Source organism: Streptomyces jeddahensis (genome assembly GCF_001642995.1).
Lineage (GTDB): Bacteria > Actinomycetota > Actinomycetes > Streptomycetales > Streptomycetaceae > Streptomyces > Streptomyces jeddahensis.
Genome location: NZ_LOHS01000174.1, coordinates 64,852 through 84,088, shown reverse-complemented (window position 1 = coordinate 84,088; position 19,237 = coordinate 64,852). Strand labels below are relative to the sequence as shown.

Genomic DNA, 19,237 nt, shown 5'->3' with positions numbered 1-19,237 from the left:
GCATATGTGATCTGGTCAGCGGCCGTCTCCGCGGAGGAGGCCGACAGCGATTCCGGCGGCTTTGCCTATCGCGGCGTCCACCGTGGCGCGGGAGGCGGCCAGGTCCTGGGTGCGGGCGAAGACGGCGATCGCGTAGCACTGTCCGTCGGGGTAGCGGGCGACGCCCGCCTCCATGTGCAGCCCCGGCAGCGTTCCGGTCTTGGCCGCCACGATGACGTCGTCCGGGAAGCCCGACACCAGCCGGTGGCGAAATACCTGACGGCTCATGAAGTCACGTACGAGGGCGCAGGCTTCCGGCGGCCCGGCGGCATCGCTCCAGATGAGCTGGAGCAACCGGGTGATCTCGCGGGGTGTGCTCGCCGTGGTGTGGCGGGGATCCAGCACGGCCAGCTGTCTCTTGCGGTCGTCCGGCAGGGCCGGGTAGCGCACGGCGAACTCTCGTTCATCACGCGCCCCGACCTCCGCGAGCATCGACTCCAGGAGCTCTCGCGGCCCGCCCACGATCCGGGTCCGAACCAGTCCGAGTTCCTCCCCGAGCAGTCGTACGGTGTCGAGACCGACGCGGGACAGCAGCAGGTCGGCCGCCGAGTTGTCACTGACCGACATCGCGAAGTGGGCCAAGTCGCGCAGCGACAGCTCGACGTCGTCCAAACAGCCGGCGGTCCCCCAGCCACCGAGCCGGTCCGCCGCGGTCACCCGCATCCGCTCCCGCGGGTCGAGCTGGCCGGCAACGACCTGCCGGGCGAACTCCAGCACCAACAGCACCTTGAAGATCGAGGCGATCACGACGAGATCGTCGGCGTCCACGGCTACTTCACAGGCACCCGGCTCTGCGCCGGCCTCCCCGGCGACCGTCGTGCGCATGTGAACGGGAATAGCGTGCAGCTGCCCTTCGGCCCCAGCCCCGGCGAAAACCTGTCGGATCCGTTCCTCCACCATTGCTTCCCCTGCTATCGGTTCATCATGATCCTCGGGTCGTGCTCGGCGCTGCCAGCGAATCCAGCCCCCTCGGAGCGGCCCTGACGTACGATCTTTGATCGTGGATCTCTTGCGCCACCTGCGTCTTTTCGTCACCGTAGCCGACGAGCTGCACTTCAGTCGGGCAGCCGAGCGGCTGGGTATGGCGCAGCCGCCGCTCAGCCAGGCGATCCGCCGGCTCGAGAAGGAGCTCGGTGCAGAGCTGTTCGACCGCTCGCAGCGCGGCGTCCGCTTGAGCCCTGCTGGGGCGGCACTGCTGGAGGAGGTTCACGAACTCCTCGCCCGGGAGGAGAGGTTGCGCACGCTGGTCCGCCGCGCCGCCGACGGTGGTCTCGGCACGCTCCGCGCGGGCGTACCGCCCGACACCACGGCTGCCGTGCTGTCCGCACTGCTCTCGGCCTGCGCGGAGCACGCTCCGGGGCTCTCCGTCGACCTGCAGGAGGTCACCACCGAGGAGCAGGTACGGCTGCTCTCCTGCGGTGGGCTGGACGTCGGACTCGTGCACCATCCCGTCGACGCCACCGAACTGCAACTCGGCCCCGAGATCTCACTGGACCTGGGTGTCGTCCTGCCGCGTACCTCGCCGCTGGCCCGGCTGCCGGAGGTGACGCTCGGCGAGCTCTCCGGCCACGACTTGGTGCTCTTCCCCCGGGCACACGCACCCGGCTGGTACGACCGGATCCTCGACGTGTGCCGTGCCGAAGGTTTCGTCCCCGGTCGCCTGCGGCACGCGTCCAACCCCGAGTTTCTGCTTGCCCTCGTGACGGCAGGCCACGGAGTCGCCTTCGACCAGGGCCCGGTGGCCCGCAAGGAGCCCCGCGTCGCCTGGCGGCCACTGGCCGACCGCCCCCTCACCCTGCGCATCAGCGGCGCCTGGCCCGCCGGCCGCGGAGCCCACCCGGCCGCCCGTCGCTTCGCGGAACTCGCACGCGGCGTCCTGGCCCGTGACCACACCGCGACCCGACGGCGCGAGGGCGTCCCGCACCCCGGGGACGATTCCCCGCGCCCGTGGTCGGTGGTCTACGGCTAACAACGATGTCCTCCATCCCATGGTGCTGAGCGGCTTTTGACCTGCTCTCTGGCACCCTGTCGCGGTGGACGACCTCATTGGTACGCAGCATCCTCGGCACAGCCGCATGGACCCCATCGAGGCGGTTGCCACCCTGGAAGCAGCGGTTCACGGTCTTGTGCGGCATCGACGCAGTGCTCCGGCAACCACCCGACTGGCCCGCAATCGAGGCACGACTGGACACGTCGCTGCCTGCTGGCTTCAGACTGTTGTCCGAGGACAGTTCAGCAGGTTCTGGAGGGCGTCGAGGATCTGGTAGAGGGTGAGTCCGGTGTGTCGGCTTTTGGGGCCAGCCGCTGCTCGGTGAGGAAGGCATGGGCGGCGGTGACCAGGGTGGCGTGGTGGTGCCAGCCCGGCCAGGAGCGGCCTTCGAAGTGGTCCAGGCCCAGTCCGTGCTTGAGTTCTCGGTAGTCGTGCTCGATGCGCCAGCGGATCTTTGCCAGGCGGACCAGGTCGGCGATCGGGGTGTCGTCGGGCAGGTCGGACAGCCAGAACCGGTCGGTTAGTCCTTGCCGTCGGGCATTCGGCCAGCAGTCGCACCTGGGGCAGGACGCCGTCCCAGCGGCCGTGCTCGGCCACCGGCTGCCTGGGCCAGCCGACGCGAGCGCACCCGGCTGGCCGGACAAGCAGCGCGAGGAAGCGCAAGGTCATCGGGCCGCGGGAGCCTTCCCGCCAGGTCGCTTCGCTGAAGGCTTCCTGTCCGGCGGCCGCTGCCAGTTGCGCCACCGTCACCGGTGGCTGTCGGTAGCGGGGAACCGGCCGGTAGCCGTTGCGGGACCAGGCGGGAGCGGCGGGGTGCGCCTCGTGCGGCTGGACGGTGATATCGCCGCGGATGCCGACCACGTGCGCGTGTCCCCGCTCGGCCGGGGCAGCGCGGAAGTCGGCGTTCTGGCCGTAGCCGGCATCCGCCACCACGACCGGCGGCCCAAGGTGCCATGTGGCCAGTTCGTCAAGGGCGTCCAGTGCCAGCCGCCACTTCTCCCGGTGCCGACGCCTCCGGCACGCCGGTCCGCTGGCGCCGGACGGCGTCATCCGCCCACTCCTGCGGCAGGAACAGCCGCCAGTTCAGCGGGCACGAGGCGGTGTCGGAGACCGCGTGCACGCTGACGGCGACCTGGCAGTTGGCCTGCTTGCCCAGCGCACCGCAGTACTGGGGAGCGACCGCCACCGACATCCTTCCGTCCTTGGGGAACGACACGTCATCGACAGCCCGGGCGTCCGGGCCGATCTGCGGCACCATTCGCTGCGCGATCCGCCGGCGCACCGGCACCGGATCCACGTGGACTGGTTCGAGCCGTGAACCCTGATAGGGCGACGAGGGTGAGTGCGGGCTGGCGTGGCTGCCGAGCACGTTCAGGACGGCGACGAGCACATGGCTCCGGCGAATGTTGCGGACCAGGCGTGCGAGCGGCTGTGGCCTGCTTCCTACCTGAAATCCTGCAGTTGCGGGCTGGGCGGAGTGGCAGACCCAGACGTATGAGACGGCGTGGCGGGCTTGACGTGATCTGGATCGGATGTGCAGGTCGCGATCACCGAGTACGCGAAGGAACGGGAGCTCACTCGCAGCGAGGTCGAGGCGGACGTGAAGCGGCGCGCCAGGCCAATGGGGCGCCCGGCGAGCAAGCCAGGAGATGCGGGGCCAATCGTGCCCCACCTTGTCGACGGCGGCCTGATCGCGCACCGCTACGCCACCGGATCTTGCCCGGCGCCGGGGTGTCGGGCGGCTGCGGTACCTGTACCGACGGGACCCGGCCCCTTCGAGCCCCGCAAGCCATACGTTCATCCGCTGCGCACCCTCGCCGGGCACCAAGTCACCCGCCCGCAGCCACCGGCTCAACGACGGCGAGACCGGCGGGCGGGCTCTCTGCCGTCGGACCGCTGGCCGGTCAATGCTGCCTGCGTGGCGCGATCGAATCCGGGTAACTGGAGGAGAGGGGGAGGCAAGATGACGAGGTGAGAGCGATGCTTGTGCTGGGTCTCCTGTTGGTACTCGCCACCAGCGCATTCACGGCCGTTGCGGTCGTGGACAACTTCTCGGGCACACCCGACTACCCTGTTGAGATTGCAGGCAACCAGATCGCGACGTTGAACGCGTCGGGGCTGTTCCTTTCCGGCGTGGTGCTGGCACTGATCTTCTGCCTGGGGCTGGCCTTGCTCTCCGCCGGCGTGAAATCGGAGCGCCGGATGCGTGCGTCCCTGTTCAGCGCGGCACGGCAGGGTGGGGCGGGCGCGTCGTCGGCGCCGGACCAGCCGGCTCCTCGGCGGCGCCGACGCCACATCTTCGGGCACTGACCGCGGCGGCGTGCTCGGTCGTCCCCAGGCCGGAGTAACCGAGCTTCGGGGCGCCGCGTCTGAAGTTTCTCCATCTCGCCCAGAGCACTGCGAAGACGCTGGTAACCGTGCTGATGAAGCGAGGCAGACCCTCGGCTCCGCCCCGTAGCTGCCGACGTGCTTGTGACAACAATCAGGCGGGGCAGCTCGCGGCGGCGTCGGGTGATGAAGCGGCGCTGGAGCGGCGAGAGTTGGGGGACGCGGCGAACCTGGTCGACACGGCGCTGGGCTATCTGCTCGGGTCGGATCAGCAGATCATGGTGGCGGGCGCGGAGCACGCGGACGAGGAGGCCCCGGAGCCGGGCTCGACGCAGGCCGCGACCGTGCAGGAGCGGCTGCGGAAGTGGGCGGAGAAGGAGCTGCTGACGCTGCGGGTGCAGCAGGCGGAGCGGAATGCCGTGCTGCTCGGGGACAGCGTGTATGTGCTGGCGTGGAATCCGGAGAAGCAGCGGCCGACGCTGCGTGTCTACGATCCGGGGTCTTCTTCCCGCAGTGGGACGACGAGCAGGACAGCAATTTTCCGGCGAGGGTGCACCTGACGTGGGAGCTGCCGGAGGACACGGACGCGGGGTTGAAGGCCCGGGTGCGGCGGGTGACCTACGAGCTGGGCCCGATATCCGAGGACGACGGGAGCACGGTGCGCCAGTACCCGTGGGAGCCGGGGCGGCCGTCGAACATGACGTGTTACCTGACGGATGCCGAGTGGCAGCTGGAGGACCTGAAGCGCGGGGAGACGCTGGACCGGATGCCGATGGACACGGCGTCGTTTCGGGTCCGGCCGGACGGCACAGAGCTGAACCGGCTGGATCTGATGATCGACTTCGTGCCGGTCATCCACATCACGAACACGATCCCCGAGGGCGGGGAGCACTGGGGGCGGTCGGCGATTGCCCGGGTACTCCAAGGGCTGGACGAGCTGGCGGCGACGGACTCGGACAGCTCGGCCGCTTCCGCGACGACGGGCACACCGATCATCGCGCTCTCGGGCGCGCGGCTGCCGCTGGACCGGGCGACGGGCAAGCCCGAGCAGCTGAAGGTGGAGGCGGGCGCGGTGTGGCAGCTCGGCGACAGCGGGCGCATGGATGCGCTGGACACGTCGCCGCAGTTGGCGGAGCTGCGCTCTCGGGCGGAGCACCTGTTGGACCGGATCGCGTCGAACTCGCGGATCACGGCAGTCGGGTTGGGCACGCTGGATGCCTCGGAGGTGCCGTCTGGGTATGCGTTCAAGCTTGCGCTTGCACCGTTGGATGCGCTGGTGGGGGCGATGCGGTTGGCGCGGGAGCACAAGTACCGGCTGTTGTTCAAGTTCGTGCAGCGCCTGTACCAGGCGGGTCGGGCTGAGGGGTGGACGGCTGGGGAGTCGTTCCCGGCGCGGCTGGCGTGGGCGCCGCACACGCCGACGTCCGGCGACGAACAGGAGCACAACGCGCTCCACCTCGAAGAGGCCGGTGCTGCTGTGGCACTCGTGGGGGAGCGGGCCAATGCGCGTGAGCTACGCCGCGCTTTGGAACCGGTCCTCACGTCGCGGGAGCGGCGCGGGGCGATGGCGAAGGCCGCCCGCACATTGGGCAAGCCCGATGCCGCCATGCGTCTCGCTGAGCTCCTGCTGAGCGTTGCGCTCAACGAGCACCACCGGCGCTGATACGACACCTGCCACATACCCCGGCCGTAACGCCTTCCGGCTGGGACAAGCACGTCACTGACCAACCACGCAGTCATGACCCGCACCCCGGCGATCAGATGCGAGGGCGATGGATCGGGGTCGACCGTGGGTCGGCGGCGGCGTTGAGACGCTTGTTGTAGGCGGACTGCTGGGGCAGGTGCCCGAGTCGGGCATGGGCGAAGCGGATCCAGTGCCGGGCGGAGGGAAAGCCGAGCAGGACCTGGGCGACCGCCAGGCACAGCAGTTCGGCGTCCGTGAGTTTCGGGGGCGCCCGATCCGGCGACAAGGCGCCACATGGTCGTCGATGAACACGTACAGTGCCGCCAGAAGGCCGTCCAGGTTTGTCTTCACACACCGACCAACGGGCGCCCTTCGCCATGGTCGCGACCAGCACGCACATCGGACTCTAGGCCACCCGGCGGCATCCCGTTCCCCCACGGGCTGCCGGGTGGCCAGCGATAGCGGCCTCTCCATCCGCCGCCGAGCGAACCCCGTCATCCTCCGGACACGACGCAACCGACGCAGCCGGGTCGGCGTCATCCGGTGGGTTCAGCCAGTACGCGTCAGTGAGTTCGGCGAAAGTCACGTGGCGATGCGTGTGACCCGGCAGGCATCCAGCGCTGTCAGATGTACCGTCCATGACCTAGATTCAACTCGCTTGCCACTGCTGGTGATGCAGTGGTTGCCGTCACTCCACCAGAAGCATTAAAGACCGCGAATGCCATCCCATCGTGTGCCTTTTGGCTTTTGACCGTCCCATGCATTGCGTATGCCGGGACACTGGCTGATCCCTCGCTGGCGCGCTAGGTGACCTTTCCGCTGGCGACCAGGGCGAAGTCGGCGTCGGTCGCGGGGGTTTCCACGTGTCCGTCCACGTTGACCTGGCTGGCGATGACCTGGATGGTCCAGGTGCCGGCGGCCGGGTTTTGGATGAAGACGTTCTCGACGGTGTCAATCGTGTTCGCCGAGCCACCCGGCGTTGACCAGTTGCCTGCCGCGAGTCCGTTGTTGCCCCAGTACACGGTGCCGTCCGGGGCGGTGAGCTTCAGGGTCAGATCGTTGACCCGCGCCTGGGCCGCCGATGGCGAGCCCATCGGGTCGGTGTAGGCCATCGTCGCCTTCAGCGGCTGGCTGCCGTCGGTGGTCAGTGTGTACGTCGCGGTCTGGCCCGCCGTCAGTACGTCGGTCTCGTTCACCAGGATCGGCAGCCGCCAGTTGTTGGCTTGCGCCTGCTGGTACAGGTTGCCGGCGCTGGCCGTGCCCCAGCCCTGCTTCATTCGGGCCAGGTCGTGGGAGTCGCCCGTGAAGGCGTACTGGTCGGCCGAGTTGATGAGCAGCGCCTTCACGGTGGCGGCGTGTGGCCGGGAGGCGAAGACGTCGCGGTCCAGACCGGGGCTGCCCTCGAAGACCCCGTCGGCCCACATCTGGAAGATGAGGCCTGCGTAGCCGCAGGTGATCGGGGTGGCGGCGCTGGTGCCGTTGAACGTGCCGGTGTACGCGGTGTCGCTGCCGCTCGCGGTGGTGTAGACGGCGTCGTAGTAGTTCGACAGGTCGGGCTTGATTCGCCCGTCCGCGGCGGGGCCGATGCTGCCGCCGCCGTTCCATGCGTCATCGGTGCGGGAGACGGTGTCGTAGTGGTAGATGCCGCCGACGGACACCACGTTTTTCGCCCACGCTTGTGGCCGGGCGGAGCGGTTACCGGTGTTGCCCTGGGTCTGGCAGATCAGGATGTCGTGGTCGAAGACGATGTCGTCCATCGCCGCTGAGGTGGAGTTGTAGCTGAAGGTCAGGGCGCTGCCCCAGCTGTTGGACTGGAAGACCGCCCGGTAGGGGCCGGCGGGGTCGACGAGCTGCGCGGTGTGCGTCCACCGGTCGGACACGTTGTTGGCGGCGAAGATGGGCTGCGCCTGTGGGAGCAGACCGCGGGCGTTGGGGCTGACTCCGGAGGCGAAGATCTGCCCGTAGGTCGAGGTGCCGTGGCTTGTGCTGGTGGTGTTGGCGGTATGCATGATCGGCGGGAATGCCGCGAACTCCTGGTGTGTGGTGCGCAGCCCGGTGTCCATCACCTCGCCGCGTACGCCTTGGCCGAGGTAGCCCAGCGCGGTCTCGACCATGTTTGCGCCGCCCGCGATGCGAGCGTTGTTCATGTCCACTTCGGGTGCCGTCCACGCATCGAGCGCGAGCACCGCGTCCAGGTGCGCCACGGCAAGCGCCTGCGCCGGCTCCAGGGTTGCCTCGATCAGTCGCCGGCTCGCAGATGCGACGTGCACTCTCCCGCCGATCGTGGTGATCCGCTCGGCCACCGCCCGCTGGTCGGCGGCATTGCGTTCCACGAGCGTGATGAGATACCGGCGGGTGGTCGACGGCACGGCCCCGCCTTCGATCTTGTCGCCGGCGTCGTACGGGCCGACCCATCGCACGTACGGCAGCGCAGCGACCCGCGCTCGGGTCGCGGTGCCCATGCGGACCACGTACGCCGCGTCGGGAATGTAGGCGCCGATCTGGGCACCGAGGCGCTCTAGTTCGGCGCGGTGGCTGTCGAGCGGCGTGGTGGCGAACTGGACCAGGTACGTGCGGCCGCCGACCGTCCGTAGCTGTCCCCGCGGCCGGGTGCGTTCCCCCTCAGGTGTGGTCGGATCGAAGGTGCGGTTGCGTAGCCGGATCAGCGTGGGGTCCGGGTGTGTCGGGCTCCACGCTGGACGGTCGTTTCGATTCAGGTCGTCGTAGCCGGCGCTGACGAGGCTGCTTGATTCTGCGCGGTCGTCGTGCGCCGGCGTGGACTGGGCGGGGCTGGCGGAGGCGGCGAGGACCAGGGCGAGGACGGCGTACGTCGCTGTGCGTGCGGAGTTGCGCATGGGGCTCCTGGACATAGATCCGCCGAGGGTGCGGATGGGGCGAAACCGGTTGAGGAACGCTATCCAGTTACAGTCAGTCATGAACCGTCTGAAAGAGTGAAGATGGACTGAAAGCGCCCGTTGCGGTCTCTATAGTCGCGGCGTGCGAATGCTGTGGACGCTTATAGGCGTCGGGTCGGCGGCCGTGGTGACGGTGCTGCCCGGCGTGGCAGCGCCGGTGGCGAGCCACGCCGTGGTGCGCGTCGCGCAACCGCCGGGCGCGCTGTCGATCACCGTGCCGGCCTCGGTGCATCTCGGCGCGGCCTTGCCTGGTTCATCGATGAGCCGACAGCTCGGTACGGTCCAGGTGTCGGATACCCGGGGTGTGCGGAACGCGGTGTGGACCGCGACGGTGGCGGCTACCGACTTCACCACGCCCGGTGGCGGCGCCGCCCGGCAGATCTCCAGGAACCAGGTCTCGTACTGGTCCGGTCCGGCCACCAAAACCACTGGCCCCGGCGCCCGCGTACCGGGCCAGGCCACGAGTGCGCAGGCGCAGAGCCTCAGCGTCCCGCGTACGGCGTTCGCCAAGACGTCGGGCAGCGGGAACAACACCACCTCCTGGCAGCCGACACTGATGGTCGCGCTGCCGGCGACCGCCGTGGGCGGCACCTACACCGGGACGGTCACCCACTCCGTCGCATGAAGCATGATCAATACCAGAATTTCCATACATGCCGGACTATGGTGATCAGGTGCGCAGAAGAGCATTGCTTTCGTGTGTCGTCGTCGCCGGGGTCGGGGCGGCATCGCTGCCTGCCGCCGCCCAGCCGTCGGGGGACACGACCGTGACGTTCACCGTGGCAACGGCGAACCTCACGATCGAGGTGCCCTCCTCACGCAACTTGGGGTCCGGGTTCCCGGGACAGACGATCAGCGGCCAGCTTGGCACCGTGACGGTGAACGACCAGCGGGCCGCGGCGAACGCCACGTGGACAGCGTCGGTGGTCTCCACGCAGTTCGACACCGGAACAGACGCCCCTGCCGAGATCATCCTTCCGAACCTGGTGAACTACTGGTCGGGGCAAGCGACCTCCACCACCGGCACCGGCACCTTCGTGCCCGGCCAGCCCACGCGTGCCGACCGCAGGAGCCTGGAGACGGCACGCACCGCATTCTCCAAGACCTCCGGAAGCGGAAACAACACGGCAAGCTGGAACCCCACCCTGGAGATCACCATCCCCAACGACGCCGTCGGCGGACTCTATAGCGGGACGGTGACCCATTCGGTGGCGTGAGCCCGTGGCTGGAGTGCTGCTTGCGCTGTCACTGCTCATCGGATCAGTCGCGCCCGTGGCCGCGCAGGCGCCGCAGTCGGCGTCTGACGACGTGGGCGTCGGCATCCGGCTCGTCGACGCGCCGGTCAGCCGCCGCGACGACGAGCGTGCCCACCGCTACATCATCGATCACGTCAAACCAGGCCAGCAGATTCGCAGGCGCATCGCGGTCACCAACCTCTCGGACACGCAACAGCGCGTACAGCTCTACCCCGCGGCCGCCGCAGTCGACAAGGACGGCTTCACCTTCGCCCCCGGTCGTAGCGGCAATGAGCTCACGAGGTGGGTGACGCTCGAACACAGCGAACTCGTCCTGGCGCCCGACGAGACAGCGAAGGTATGGACCGAGATCACCGTGGGGAACGACGCGACCGCCGACGAACACTACGGTGTCATCTGGGCGGAGATCAGCCCCGAGCGCGACCCCTCACAGCAGGTACGCAACGCGGCCCGCGCCGGGGTACGCGTCTATCTGTCCGTCGGGCCCGGCGGAGAACCGCCGTCGGACTTCCGCATCAAAGGTCTGACGGCTACCCGCGCCGCGGAGGACGTACCGGTGGTCACCGCCCACGTGCACAACACCGGCAAGCGCGCCCTCGACCTGACAGGCAAGCTCGCCCTGTCAAACGGGCCGGGCGGACTGTCCGCAGGCCCGTTCAACGTCAAGGTAGGCACCCTCGGCCCGGGCCACTCGACGCTGGCGAAGACCACACTCGACCCACGGCTCCCGGACGGTGTGTGGACAGCACAACTGGCCCTCGCCAGCGGACTCGTCAAACGGCAGACCACCAGCCGCATCACCCTCGGCACACCGCAGAAGGCCGACCATCGCGGCGGGAACACCTCGATGGCCATCCTCACAGTCGGCAGCCTCGCTTCGGCTGCCGTGACAGCGCTGCTGGCCGCGTACGCATACCGCCGCCGCAACCGCTAGATGAGTGAGTCCGATGTGCGTGCTGGTCGCGACCATGGCGAAGGGCGCCCGTTGGTCGGTGTGTGAAGACAAACCTGGACGCCCTTCTGGCGGCACTGTACGTGTTCATCGACGACCATGTGGCGCCTTGTCGCCGGATCGGGCGCCCCCCCCGAAACTCACGGACGCCGAACTGCTGTGCCTGGCGGTCGCCCAGGTCCTGCTCGGCTTTCCCTCCGCCCGGCACTGGATCCGCTTCGCCCATGCCCGACTCGGGCACCTGCCCCAGCAGTCCGCCTACAACAAGCGTCTCAACGCCGCCGGCCCGCTGATCAGCCACGTCATCGAGATGCTCGCCCGGCAGGTGCCGACCTGGCACGACAGCCTCCGGCTGATCGATTCCACCCCGCTGCCCTGCGCCGCCTCCCGCGAGACCGTCAAACGCTCCGACCTGGCCGGGCACGCCGGCTACGGCTACTGCCGCAGCCACTCCCGCTTCTTTTGGGGATTCCGGCTCTACCTGGTCACCACCGCCGAGGGAATGCCGGTGTCCTGGCGCCTGGCCAACCCCAAGCTCGGGGAGCGGGATGTGATGGCCGCGCTGCTGGAACGCGACCACCGCCTCATCCGGGCTGGGCAGGTGATCCTTGCCGACAAGGGCTTCGCTGGACGGGAGATCGAGGCCTTTGTCGCCGACCAACTCGGGGCTCACCTGGTGCGGCCGGACCGCAAGGATGAGCCGGTCCGGCACGGGAAGATCGCCCGTGTCCGCCAGTGGATCGAGGCGGTCATCGACACCCTCAAAGGCCAGCTCAGCCTCGAACAGCACAGCGGCAGAACCCTGGCCGGGGTCTTCGCCCGGACCGGACAACGCCTCCTCGCCCTGGCCGCCGCCATTTGGCACAACTAGACCACCGGCGCCAAGGTCAAACGATCTCTGATCGCCTATGACCACTGAGAACATCAAACTCAACCGTCGACGGCCTGGCGGGAGGCGGATGCCAAGGCCTCATGCTGCCGGGTTCCGGCAATCACCTGTGTCTGGATCGTGCCGTGGTCCCGCCTGCCTGCCGGGGAATGCACTGTGGCTGAATATGCCCAACCGCGAACGGGGGCGGAAGCGGAAGGGGGGGGCCGGTGAGCAGGAGCAAGAGAGCGGAGGCGCGGCGGCTTCGGCGCGCACGGTGGAACTGGGCTTGGGGGCTGCTCGTGGTGCCGCTGGCCGCCATGGCGGGCGCGGCAGGCGTCGTGGTCCTGGCCACGGTGCCGGACTCGGTGGACGAGGTACGGGCCTTTCGCTTCGCCCGGCCGTGCACCCTCCCGGGGGCCGCCACGGCCAACTGCCTGCGCACCTACCCCGCGACGGTGCGCGGAACGGCCATCGAGAACCAGGGCCGGAGTCAGCTGTATCTGCTCAAGCTCGACGGCCCGCACCCGATCCCCGCGGAACTCGACATGGACGACGAGGTCCCGCTGCTGAGGCATCTGCGTAAGGGCGACCACGTCACGGTGACCGTCTGGCGCGACTACGCGATGGCCGTCAACAAGGACGGGGTGACCCAGGAGTCCACCGACACCCCGGAGGGTCTGCCCGAAATCCAGACCGCCTTCGCGCTCGACTTGCTGACCGTGGGAGGCTACGGCGGTTTCGCGGGGGTCACGGCGGTACGCCACGCACGGCGGCGATCACTGCCCCGCTCCGTGGTCCTGTGGGGCCGATGGGCCGTGGGCGCCGTGCTGGCCTCTGTGCCGGCGGGCATCGTCGGCTACGAGACCGGAACCGGACCGGTGGGCGTGGCGCTGCTGTGGCTGGTGCTGCTGCCCGTGGTCTGGCTCGTCGTCGAGCGCGTGGAGAGGCACGACCCCGGACGACACAGCCGCAGGCCCGCTCCCAGCAGGGCCGCCGACACCGGCACCTGGCTCCGCTACCTCCAGGGACGCTCCTGACAGCAGGGCACCGTCCACCGGCCCGAGGCGGGGCGGACGCACACTGACCAAGGGGCGCCCTTCGCCTTGGTCGTTACCAGCTCAGACGCCGGTCTTCTTCCGGAGACCGGTGACCGCACGGGGAAGAGAACTGCCATGGCGCGCAAGCCGGTTCGGGCCGCGATCGGGGACGTCTGGATCACCTGTCAGGTCTGCGACAGTGATCTGTTCCGGGAGCGGGGTGTGATGCTCAACAGCGTCGGCCTGGAGTTCCTGAAGATGGCGTGGGCGGACGAGACGGCGAGGGGGCTCATCTGCTGGAGGTGCGGGTACGTTCACCTCTTCGTGAACAAGCACATCAAGCTCTACCGCGCCGACAAGTAGCTCCGGCGGTTTCAGCTGAGTTCGGCGAAGGTTCCCCACCACGTGGCTCTTTCCGGCGACGAGGATGACGTCGCCTTTCTGAATGACGGCCTCGGGGGTCGCGTAGGTAAAGTCGTCGTCTGAGCAGGTCTTTCTTCACGCACTCATCAACGGATGCGCTTCGCCGTGGTCGCTACCAGCACAAACATCGGACTCACTCATCTAGTGACCACGATCAAACTACGCCGACGCCGCGACGAGCGGTCACGGGCCTGAGGACATGAGGCTCTGATAACCGGCACTGGGGTGCTCGCGGTGGCTGCCACCCGCAGCCACCGCGAGCACCCGCCGCACGTGAGGGTGACCGCCTCAGGTCGGGCCGATCCTTCACCACGGAAAGCGCCGAACCCGAGCGCCAAGATCTTAACGATTGCGCGCTCTGCCCCGATCCAACCCCTGCGCAGCACGCCCGGATTCCAGCATTCCCACAGTGAGTAGTGCGCATCGAACGGCGGACCTACAGCTGGTGAAGGAGCGTGCACGTGGGTGGCCGGGGCGGTCGTCCACCCGAGTTGCCCAATTGGGCAAGAATGATCTTGACTGCTCGCTGCTGTCCGACAGGCGTCCTAGCGTCGAGTGAATGGATCACCACGACTCCCCCCCCGCCACGTCCAGATCACGGCACGCGGTGACCGGGCCGACATCGAGATCGGCGGCAAGCTTGTGGACCCGCGCTCCGTCGGCGCATACACCATCGCGCACATCGCAGGAGAGCCAGCGCAGGTCCTCCTGCACGTGAGCGACCGCGGCAGTAACCAATGGTCGGGCATGGCCCATGTCGCGGTCGCTGACGTTCCTGACCCGGGTCCGGCGGCGGCCGTCTTCCTGGACGCGATCGACCCCGAGGCCCTGGAAGGCACGGCCCTTGCGCGGTCCGACCTCGGCACCGGCCCGCACTCGTTGACGAAGGCGATGCTCACGCAGCTAGTGGAGTGGGCTCGTGGCCTTTGACGTGGAGGGCGCGCGCCGGGTCGTCGACCGCATCCTGGACGACAAGCTCCAAGTGTGGCGGGACAGCGGAGGCCGGACGGACGAGGGTGGTGCGTTCGTTGCCGCAGCGATCGGTGGTGGAGTCGTTGGCGTGGTAGACGATCCAGTTCTCGGTGCCGTCGGGCGAGGTGAAGAAGCCGTTGTGGCCGGGGCCGTAGACGCCGGCCGCGTCATCGCGGCGGAAGACCGGTGACGGCTTCTTCGTCCAGGCGGCGGGGTTCAGCGGGTCGGAACCGGTCAATTCGAGCTGGCCGAGCTGGTAGTCGGGGTGTCGCAGGCGCTCGCGGAGTAAATGAGGAAGGTGCGGCCGTCACGCTGCAGTGCCTCCGGGCCTTAGTTGATGGCTGCCTTCTGGGTCTCCCAGCTGAGGGTCGGCGTGGAGATGACACTCCAGTTCCCGCTGACGGTGTGCGGGTTGCTCATCGGGGCGATGACCAGGCTGGGCGGCATGCTGCTGTTCGTTCTTCCGCTGCCGACCATGTACGTCTAGTTGCCGTCGTAGTACTCCAGCCAGGGGTCGGCGCCCTTCACCGACTTGAGCGGGTTCGTGTAGGGGCGGCCGTCAACCGCGGACGCGGGTCCCTGTGCACAGACCAGCGCCGTGAGCAGGGCCACGGCGCCGGCCAACCACAACCTGAGATGGCGAAAGAGCACGGTACTTCCTTTCCAGATTTTCGCTATGCCGAACGTCGTTCGGTGAGAGCTGGTCCGGAGGGCATGGGGAGGCCGAGCAAGGGGATGCCGGCGCTCTCCCAAGGAGGCGCCGGCATCCCGGTTTCGGGTCAGTTCGTCACGCGGAAGGTGGCGTCGCCGCGTGCTGTCGCGGTGGTGATCTGGTCGAGGCGGAGTTGGTAGGCGTAGTGGCGGATGTAGCGGTCGGGGTGGTTGTAGGACTGGAAGGAGGACCAGGTGGGGTCGGCGAGGCCGGCGACCTGGCGGAAGGTGGCGTCCGCGGCGAACTGGGCGGTGCCGTCGTTGCGGACCAGTTGGAAGTCGTATCCGGAGTGCCGCAGGAAGTAGCCGGGGTAGTTCACCGACTCGAAGGAGACGGTGCCGGTGCCCGCCAGGCCGGGCCGCAGCCGGAACTGGGCGTCCGGGCCGGTGATGTTCTGGTCGATGCGCACGTCGAAGTTGGCGTGCCGCACGTACCGGTCCTGGAAGTTGTACGACTGGAGCCGCTTGGCCGGGGTGCTGGCCCAGCGGGCGAGGACGCGGGTCTCCTCGGCGGCGGTGAGGTTCAGGATCGAGCCGTGGCGCTTCTTGTTGACGCCCATGTTGTAGCTTCCCGACGCCGGAATCTGGTAGGTGCCGGGGGCGGAGGGGTTGGTCGTCGTGACCGGCATGTACCCGCCGCGGGAGGCGTACTGGTCGAGGTACAGGGCCCACTCGTTGCGGTCGCGGAACTTCATCCACATCGGACCCTCGACCTGGGAGCCGGTGAGGCCGATGCCGGAGAGGTTGCCGAGGTTCGTCCACGTCCCGAGGATCGAGTTGCTGCCTTCGAGGGTGATCTGGCCGTCGCCGGAGGCCCGCACGTAGCGGTAGTTGCCGACGCCGGCCGGCATCTCGACGATCTGGGTGTCGATGAGTTCCTGGGTGCCGGGGCGGTCGATGTAGATCTGTGGGGTGGTGATGGTGCGGAAGTCGCTGGTGCGGGCGTAGAAGATGCGGTGCTTCGTCTTGCCGTCGAGGGGCACGTTCGTCGCCCAGTACAGGACGTAGTCGTTGGTGGCCGGGTTCCAGATCGCTTCCGGCGCCCAGGCGTTGCGCCCGTCGGGGATCGCGCCGGCGACGTTGAGCAGCCACGGCTCCGACCAGTTGACCAGGTCCGTCGACTCCCACACCACGATGCTGCGGCTGCCGTTGTTGATGGAGCCGTCCACGGTCGACCCGCAGCCCCAGCACAGGTCGGTCGCGATGATCCAGTACTTGTCACCGCCCGGCGATCTCACCAGTGCGGGGTCACGCACCCCGCGCGTGCCGACCGTGGAGCGCAGGATCGACGCTCCGTCGTTGAGGTCGTTCCAGTGCAGGCCGTCCGCGCTGTGCGCAAGGTACATCTGCTGACCGGTCGACCCCTCCCCGGTGAAGTGCAGCATCAGGTAGCCCGGGTCGGCAGCGGCCGCCCGCTGAGGTGTGGCCAGGGATTGGGAGGTGAAGACGAGGCCGACGGCGACCAATATCGCCGCGAGCCGGGTGAGCAGCCTTGACATGTGTGTCCTGTCTTTCTACGGGTGCCGGGCCGGGGTGGAAGCGGGGTGCCGGACGCGTGACCACTGGAAGCCGCTGGCTGTGCCGCAGGTGCGTTGTCCGAGCAGGGCCAGGTCCGCGGTCGAGGCGCCGACGACGTTGACGCACTTGCCGCTGTGGCGGGCTCTGAGCCGGTGACAGCCGTCGGTCGCGACCCATGCGAACTGCTGGTCGTGCCGAAGGGGCAGGGGTACTGGAGTGATGCCTGTGCCATCGGCAGAACTGCCGAGCGGGTTCGGGAACGTCGCGGGGGCCGCATGCGCGACGGGGACGGCCGGCCCCGTCCCGGCCGTCGCACCGCCGGCGAGGACGGCGAGCGCCGTCGCCGTGGAGAACGGCCGGGGGACGATCTGTTCCAGACCGGCGGATGCGGGAGCAACGCTCATGACAGAGACATCCTTGTTTCACGTCGCGGAGCGGAAGCGGAGGCGAGCCAGAAAGGGCCGGCTAGCAGGCATCCTGTTCGATATAGCGGACATTGTTCGCGAATTCGGCGAAAAGTTAGAGGGAGGTAAAGCAGGTGTCAAGAGGGATGAAGACAGCAGAAACAGCGTGGCCTCCGTCTGTCCTCGGGAATGGGGGCGTACGCACAGGAGACGCACCGGCGCGTCGCGCATAACGGAAAACACGGAACGGACGAAGGCGTGGGGCGGCACCTGAGAAGCGACCCGCGCAAATCGTCCGGATTCGCTCCTGACACACTGTCGCCCTCGACACATCGGCACGGCGACGGGACGGGTGGGGCGGGGTGCGCTCGCAGGACAGGCAGGAACGGCCGGACGTCGCCGTCGTCATGGCGGCGCGGGCCGGGGACCGGCAGGCCTCGGAACAGCTGATACGGGACTGTCTGCCGTTGGTCTACAACATCGTCGGGCGGGCGCTGGACGGGCACAGCGACGTCGACGACGTGGTCCAGGAGACGATGATGCGGGTCCTGGACGGGTTGCCCGGACTGGAGCAACCGGATCGGTTCCGGTCCTGGCTCGTCGCCATCACCGTGCGACAGATCCGTGACCGGTGGCGCAGAGGGCGCACCTGGCTCACCGCGGAACCCCTGGAGGAGAACGCCCAGGAAACAGACCTGCAGGCCGACTTCTCCGACCTGGCGATTCTTCGGCTTGCGCTGTCGGGCCAGCGGCGTGAAGCGGTGGAGGCGACCCGCTGGCTGGAGGACGAGGAACGCGAGGTACTTGCGCTGTGGTGGATGGAGAGCGCCGGTGAACTGACCCGCGGCGAGCTCTCGGCGGCCTGCGGCCTCACACCGCAGCACGCCGCGGTCCGAATCCAGCGGGTCAAGGAACGGCTGGAGACGGCGCGCACCGTCGTACGAGCCGTGACGGCCTCGCCGCGCTGCCCGGACCTGGCCGCCGTACTCGCCTCGTGGGACGGGCGGCCGTCCGCGCGGTGGCGCAAGCGGCTGGCACGCCATGTCCGCGACTGTCCGCAGTGCCTGTTGAGCTCGTCCGACCTGATACCGGCGGAGGGGCTGCTGGCCGGCCTCGCGCTGGTGCCGGTGCCGGTCGGCCTGGCCGGCCTGGTACTGGCCAGGGCGCTGGGGGCGGGCTCGGCCGGGGCGACCGTCGGCGCGGGCACGCGTACGGCGAGCGGTGCAAGCCGCACGGCGCGGACGCTCGGCAGGCTGGCCGCCAAGCCCGCGGCGGCGGCAGCCGCAGGTGCCGTCACGCTCGCGGCTGCCGGAGTGGCCTGGTACACCGCCACGGAATCGCACGAGCCGGCCCCGCGGCCCGCCGTCGCGGCCCCGCCGTCGCCCGCCGCCTCGTCCGTGCCGCCGTCCCCGAGAACGTCCGCCTCACGGACACCGACATCGACGCCGACGCCGACAGCAGCCCCGGCGACGACGGCTGAGGCGCGGTTTTCGGGGCGGCATGCCCTACGGTCGGTCGACAACCCCGGCGACTACGTGAGCCAGTCCGGCCGACTCGGCATCCTGGGCCCGGTCGGCGCCACCAGCTCCGCGGCCACCCGGCAGGCGGCCACCTTCACCTTCGTTCCCGGCCTGGCCGACCCCCGCTGCTACTCACTCAGGGACGCCACGGGCAGGTACCTGCGGCACTACGCCTTCCGCATCCGGCTGGACACCGACGACCGATCCGCCATCTTCCGGAAGGACGCCACCTTCTGCCCCCGTTCCGGTTCTACGCCCGGTTCAGTCTCCCTGGAGTCGTACAACTACCCCGGCCGCTACCTCCGCCACCGGGACAACAGCCAGCTGTGGCTTGACCCTTCCGAGAACACGGCCGCGTACCGGGCCAGCCGCTCCTTCGTCGTCGTGGCGCCCTGGGCCTGACACTGAACGGCCTTGCTCTGAAGGAAAGTTGTTCGGCCTGTCGGACATTGTTCGCAAAGTGTTGACGTTGACTCGCGGCTCAATCCACACTCACGCAGCGCGATGTCATTCGGGCGGCACGTCAGCACCTCGGCCAAGGTGTTGAGCCCCCTCCTCAGGCATGTCTTCGTCACGGGATGTGAACCCATGCACAGCGTGAGACCTCAGCGCCGCCG

The 19,237-nt window shown here is 68.8% G+C and carries 17 protein-coding genes and 4 pseudogenes; 12 read left to right on the top strand and 9 right to left on the bottom strand.

The features are described 5' to 3' along the window. Positions 1 to 15 precede the first annotated feature (15 nt). The gene (locus tag STSP_RS33655) at positions 16 to 939 is read right to left on the bottom strand and encodes a serine hydrolase (RefSeq protein ID WP_067284813.1); all 924 of its coding nucleotides are present in this window, start codon (positions 937 to 939) and stop codon (positions 16 to 18) included. 100 nt (positions 940 to 1,039) lie between these two features. On the opposite strand from STSP_RS33655, the gene STSP_RS33650 reads away from it, so the two are divergent. Next, positions 1,040 to 2,008, top strand: a complete 969-nt coding sequence (locus STSP_RS33650) for a LysR family transcriptional regulator (protein ID WP_232789895.1) — start codon at positions 1,040 to 1,042, stop codon at positions 2,006 to 2,008. A gap of 263 nt (positions 2,009 to 2,271) precedes the next feature. On the opposite strand, the pseudogene STSP_RS33645 reads toward STSP_RS33650, so the two are convergent. Next, positions 2,272 to 3,337: pseudogene (locus STSP_RS33645) on the bottom strand (IS701 family transposase); the annotation flags it as partial. Positions 3,338 to 4,009: 672 nt separating this feature from the next. On the opposite strand from STSP_RS33645, the gene STSP_RS39835 reads away from it, so the two are divergent. The 3 genes from STSP_RS39835 (at position 4,010) to STSP_RS33630 (ending at position 6,020) form a co-directional block, all read left to right on the top strand. After that, positions 4,010 to 4,339 (top strand): hypothetical protein, encoded by a 330-nt coding sequence (locus tag STSP_RS39835; RefSeq protein ID WP_067284812.1) that lies wholly within the window; start codon positions 4,010 to 4,012, stop codon positions 4,337 to 4,339. A 230-nt stretch (positions 4,340 to 4,569) separates the two neighbouring features. Then, complete coding sequence (locus tag STSP_RS33635) at positions 4,570 to 4,917, top strand: hypothetical protein (protein ID WP_067284811.1); 348 nt, start codon at positions 4,570 to 4,572, stop codon at positions 4,915 to 4,917. Between the two features lie 32 nt (positions 4,918 to 4,949). Next, positions 4,950 to 6,020 (top strand): hypothetical protein, encoded by a 1,071-nt coding sequence (locus tag STSP_RS33630; RefSeq protein WP_157902966.1) that lies wholly within the window; start codon positions 4,950 to 4,952, stop codon positions 6,018 to 6,020. Positions 6,021 to 6,156: 136 nt separating this feature from the next. Here STSP_RS33630 and STSP_RS33625 read toward each other — a convergent pair. Further along, a pseudogene (locus STSP_RS33625) lies at positions 6,157 to 6,392 on the bottom strand (IS982 family transposase); the annotation flags it as partial. Positions 6,393 to 6,844: 452 nt separating this feature from the next. Beyond that, entirely contained in the window at positions 6,845 to 8,896 is a 2,052-nt protein-coding gene (locus tag STSP_RS33620; protein ID WP_107441477.1) for a S8 family serine peptidase, read from the bottom strand. A gap of 142 nt (positions 8,897 to 9,038) precedes the next feature. Between STSP_RS33620 and STSP_RS33615 the strand changes: the two genes are divergently transcribed. Continuing rightward, the gene (locus tag STSP_RS33615) at positions 9,039 to 9,581 is read left to right on the top strand and encodes a hypothetical protein (protein WP_198547500.1); all 543 of its coding nucleotides are present in this window, start codon (positions 9,039 to 9,041) and stop codon (positions 9,579 to 9,581) included. A gap of 45 nt (positions 9,582 to 9,626) precedes the next feature. On the opposite strand, the gene STSP_RS39830 is transcribed toward STSP_RS33615, so the two are convergent. Then, positions 9,627 to 9,890, bottom strand: a complete 264-nt coding sequence (locus STSP_RS39830) for a hypothetical protein (RefSeq protein ID WP_198547498.1) — start codon at positions 9,888 to 9,890, stop codon at positions 9,627 to 9,629. Between STSP_RS39830 and STSP_RS39825 the strand changes: the two genes are divergently transcribed. From STSP_RS39825 to STSP_RS33585, 6 genes and pseudogenes are all read left to right on the top strand, one after another. Continuing rightward, positions 9,880 to 10,173 carry a hypothetical protein gene (locus STSP_RS39825; protein WP_198547496.1) on the top strand — a complete coding sequence of 98 codons (294 nt, stop codon included), beginning with the start codon at positions 9,880 to 9,882 and terminating at the stop codon, positions 10,171 to 10,173. The two genes, STSP_RS39830 and STSP_RS39825, sit on opposite strands and share 11 nt — an antisense overlap. A gap of 4 nt (positions 10,174 to 10,177) precedes the next feature. Then, positions 10,178 to 11,146, top strand: coding sequence for a hypothetical protein (locus tag STSP_RS33605; RefSeq protein WP_157902965.1), 969 nt, complete (start codon positions 10,178 to 10,180; stop codon positions 11,144 to 11,146). 62 nt (positions 11,147 to 11,208) lie between these two features. After that, a pseudogene (locus tag STSP_RS33600) lies at positions 11,209 to 12,035 on the top strand (IS982 family transposase). A gap of 227 nt (positions 12,036 to 12,262) precedes the next feature. Beyond that, positions 12,263 to 13,072: a hypothetical protein gene (locus STSP_RS33595; protein ID WP_067284806.1), complete on the top strand. Its 810-nt coding sequence runs from the start codon at positions 12,263 to 12,265 to the stop codon at positions 13,070 to 13,072. A gap of 135 nt (positions 13,073 to 13,207) precedes the next feature. Next, a complete protein-coding gene (locus STSP_RS33590; RefSeq protein WP_067284805.1) occupies positions 13,208 to 13,435 on the top strand; it encodes a hypothetical protein in 228 nt (75 codons plus the stop codon). A gap of 615 nt (positions 13,436 to 14,050) precedes the next feature. After that, positions 14,051 to 14,425 (top strand): hypothetical protein, encoded by a 375-nt coding sequence (locus STSP_RS33585; RefSeq protein ID WP_157902964.1) that lies wholly within the window; start codon positions 14,051 to 14,053, stop codon positions 14,423 to 14,425. An 85-nt stretch (positions 14,426 to 14,510) separates the two neighbouring features. On the opposite strand, the pseudogene STSP_RS37880 reads toward STSP_RS33585, so the two are convergent. The 4 genes and pseudogenes from STSP_RS37880 to STSP_RS33570 form a co-directional block, all read right to left on the bottom strand. Then, positions 14,511 to 14,947: pseudogene (locus STSP_RS37880) on the bottom strand (family 43 glycosylhydrolase); the annotation flags it as partial. 3 nt (positions 14,948 to 14,950) lie between these two features. After that, a complete protein-coding gene (locus tag STSP_RS41460; protein WP_198547495.1) occupies positions 14,951 to 15,118 on the bottom strand; it encodes a hypothetical protein in 168 nt (55 codons plus the stop codon). Positions 15,119 to 15,246: 128 nt separating this feature from the next. Then, positions 15,247 to 16,677 (bottom strand): glycoside hydrolase family 43 protein, encoded by a 1,431-nt coding sequence (locus tag STSP_RS33575; RefSeq protein WP_067284802.1) that lies wholly within the window; start codon positions 16,675 to 16,677, stop codon positions 15,247 to 15,249. 15 nt (positions 16,678 to 16,692) lie between these two features. Beyond that, positions 16,693 to 17,100, bottom strand: a complete 408-nt coding sequence (locus STSP_RS33570) for an RICIN domain-containing protein (protein WP_067284801.1) — start codon at positions 17,098 to 17,100, stop codon at positions 16,693 to 16,695. 362 nt (positions 17,101 to 17,462) lie between these two features. Between STSP_RS33570 and STSP_RS33565 the strand changes: the two genes are divergently transcribed. Further along, complete coding sequence (locus STSP_RS33565) at positions 17,463 to 19,022, top strand: sigma-70 family RNA polymerase sigma factor (RefSeq protein ID WP_078067716.1); 1,560 nt, start codon at positions 17,463 to 17,465, stop codon at positions 19,020 to 19,022. Positions 19,023 to 19,237: the final 215 nt, after the last annotated feature.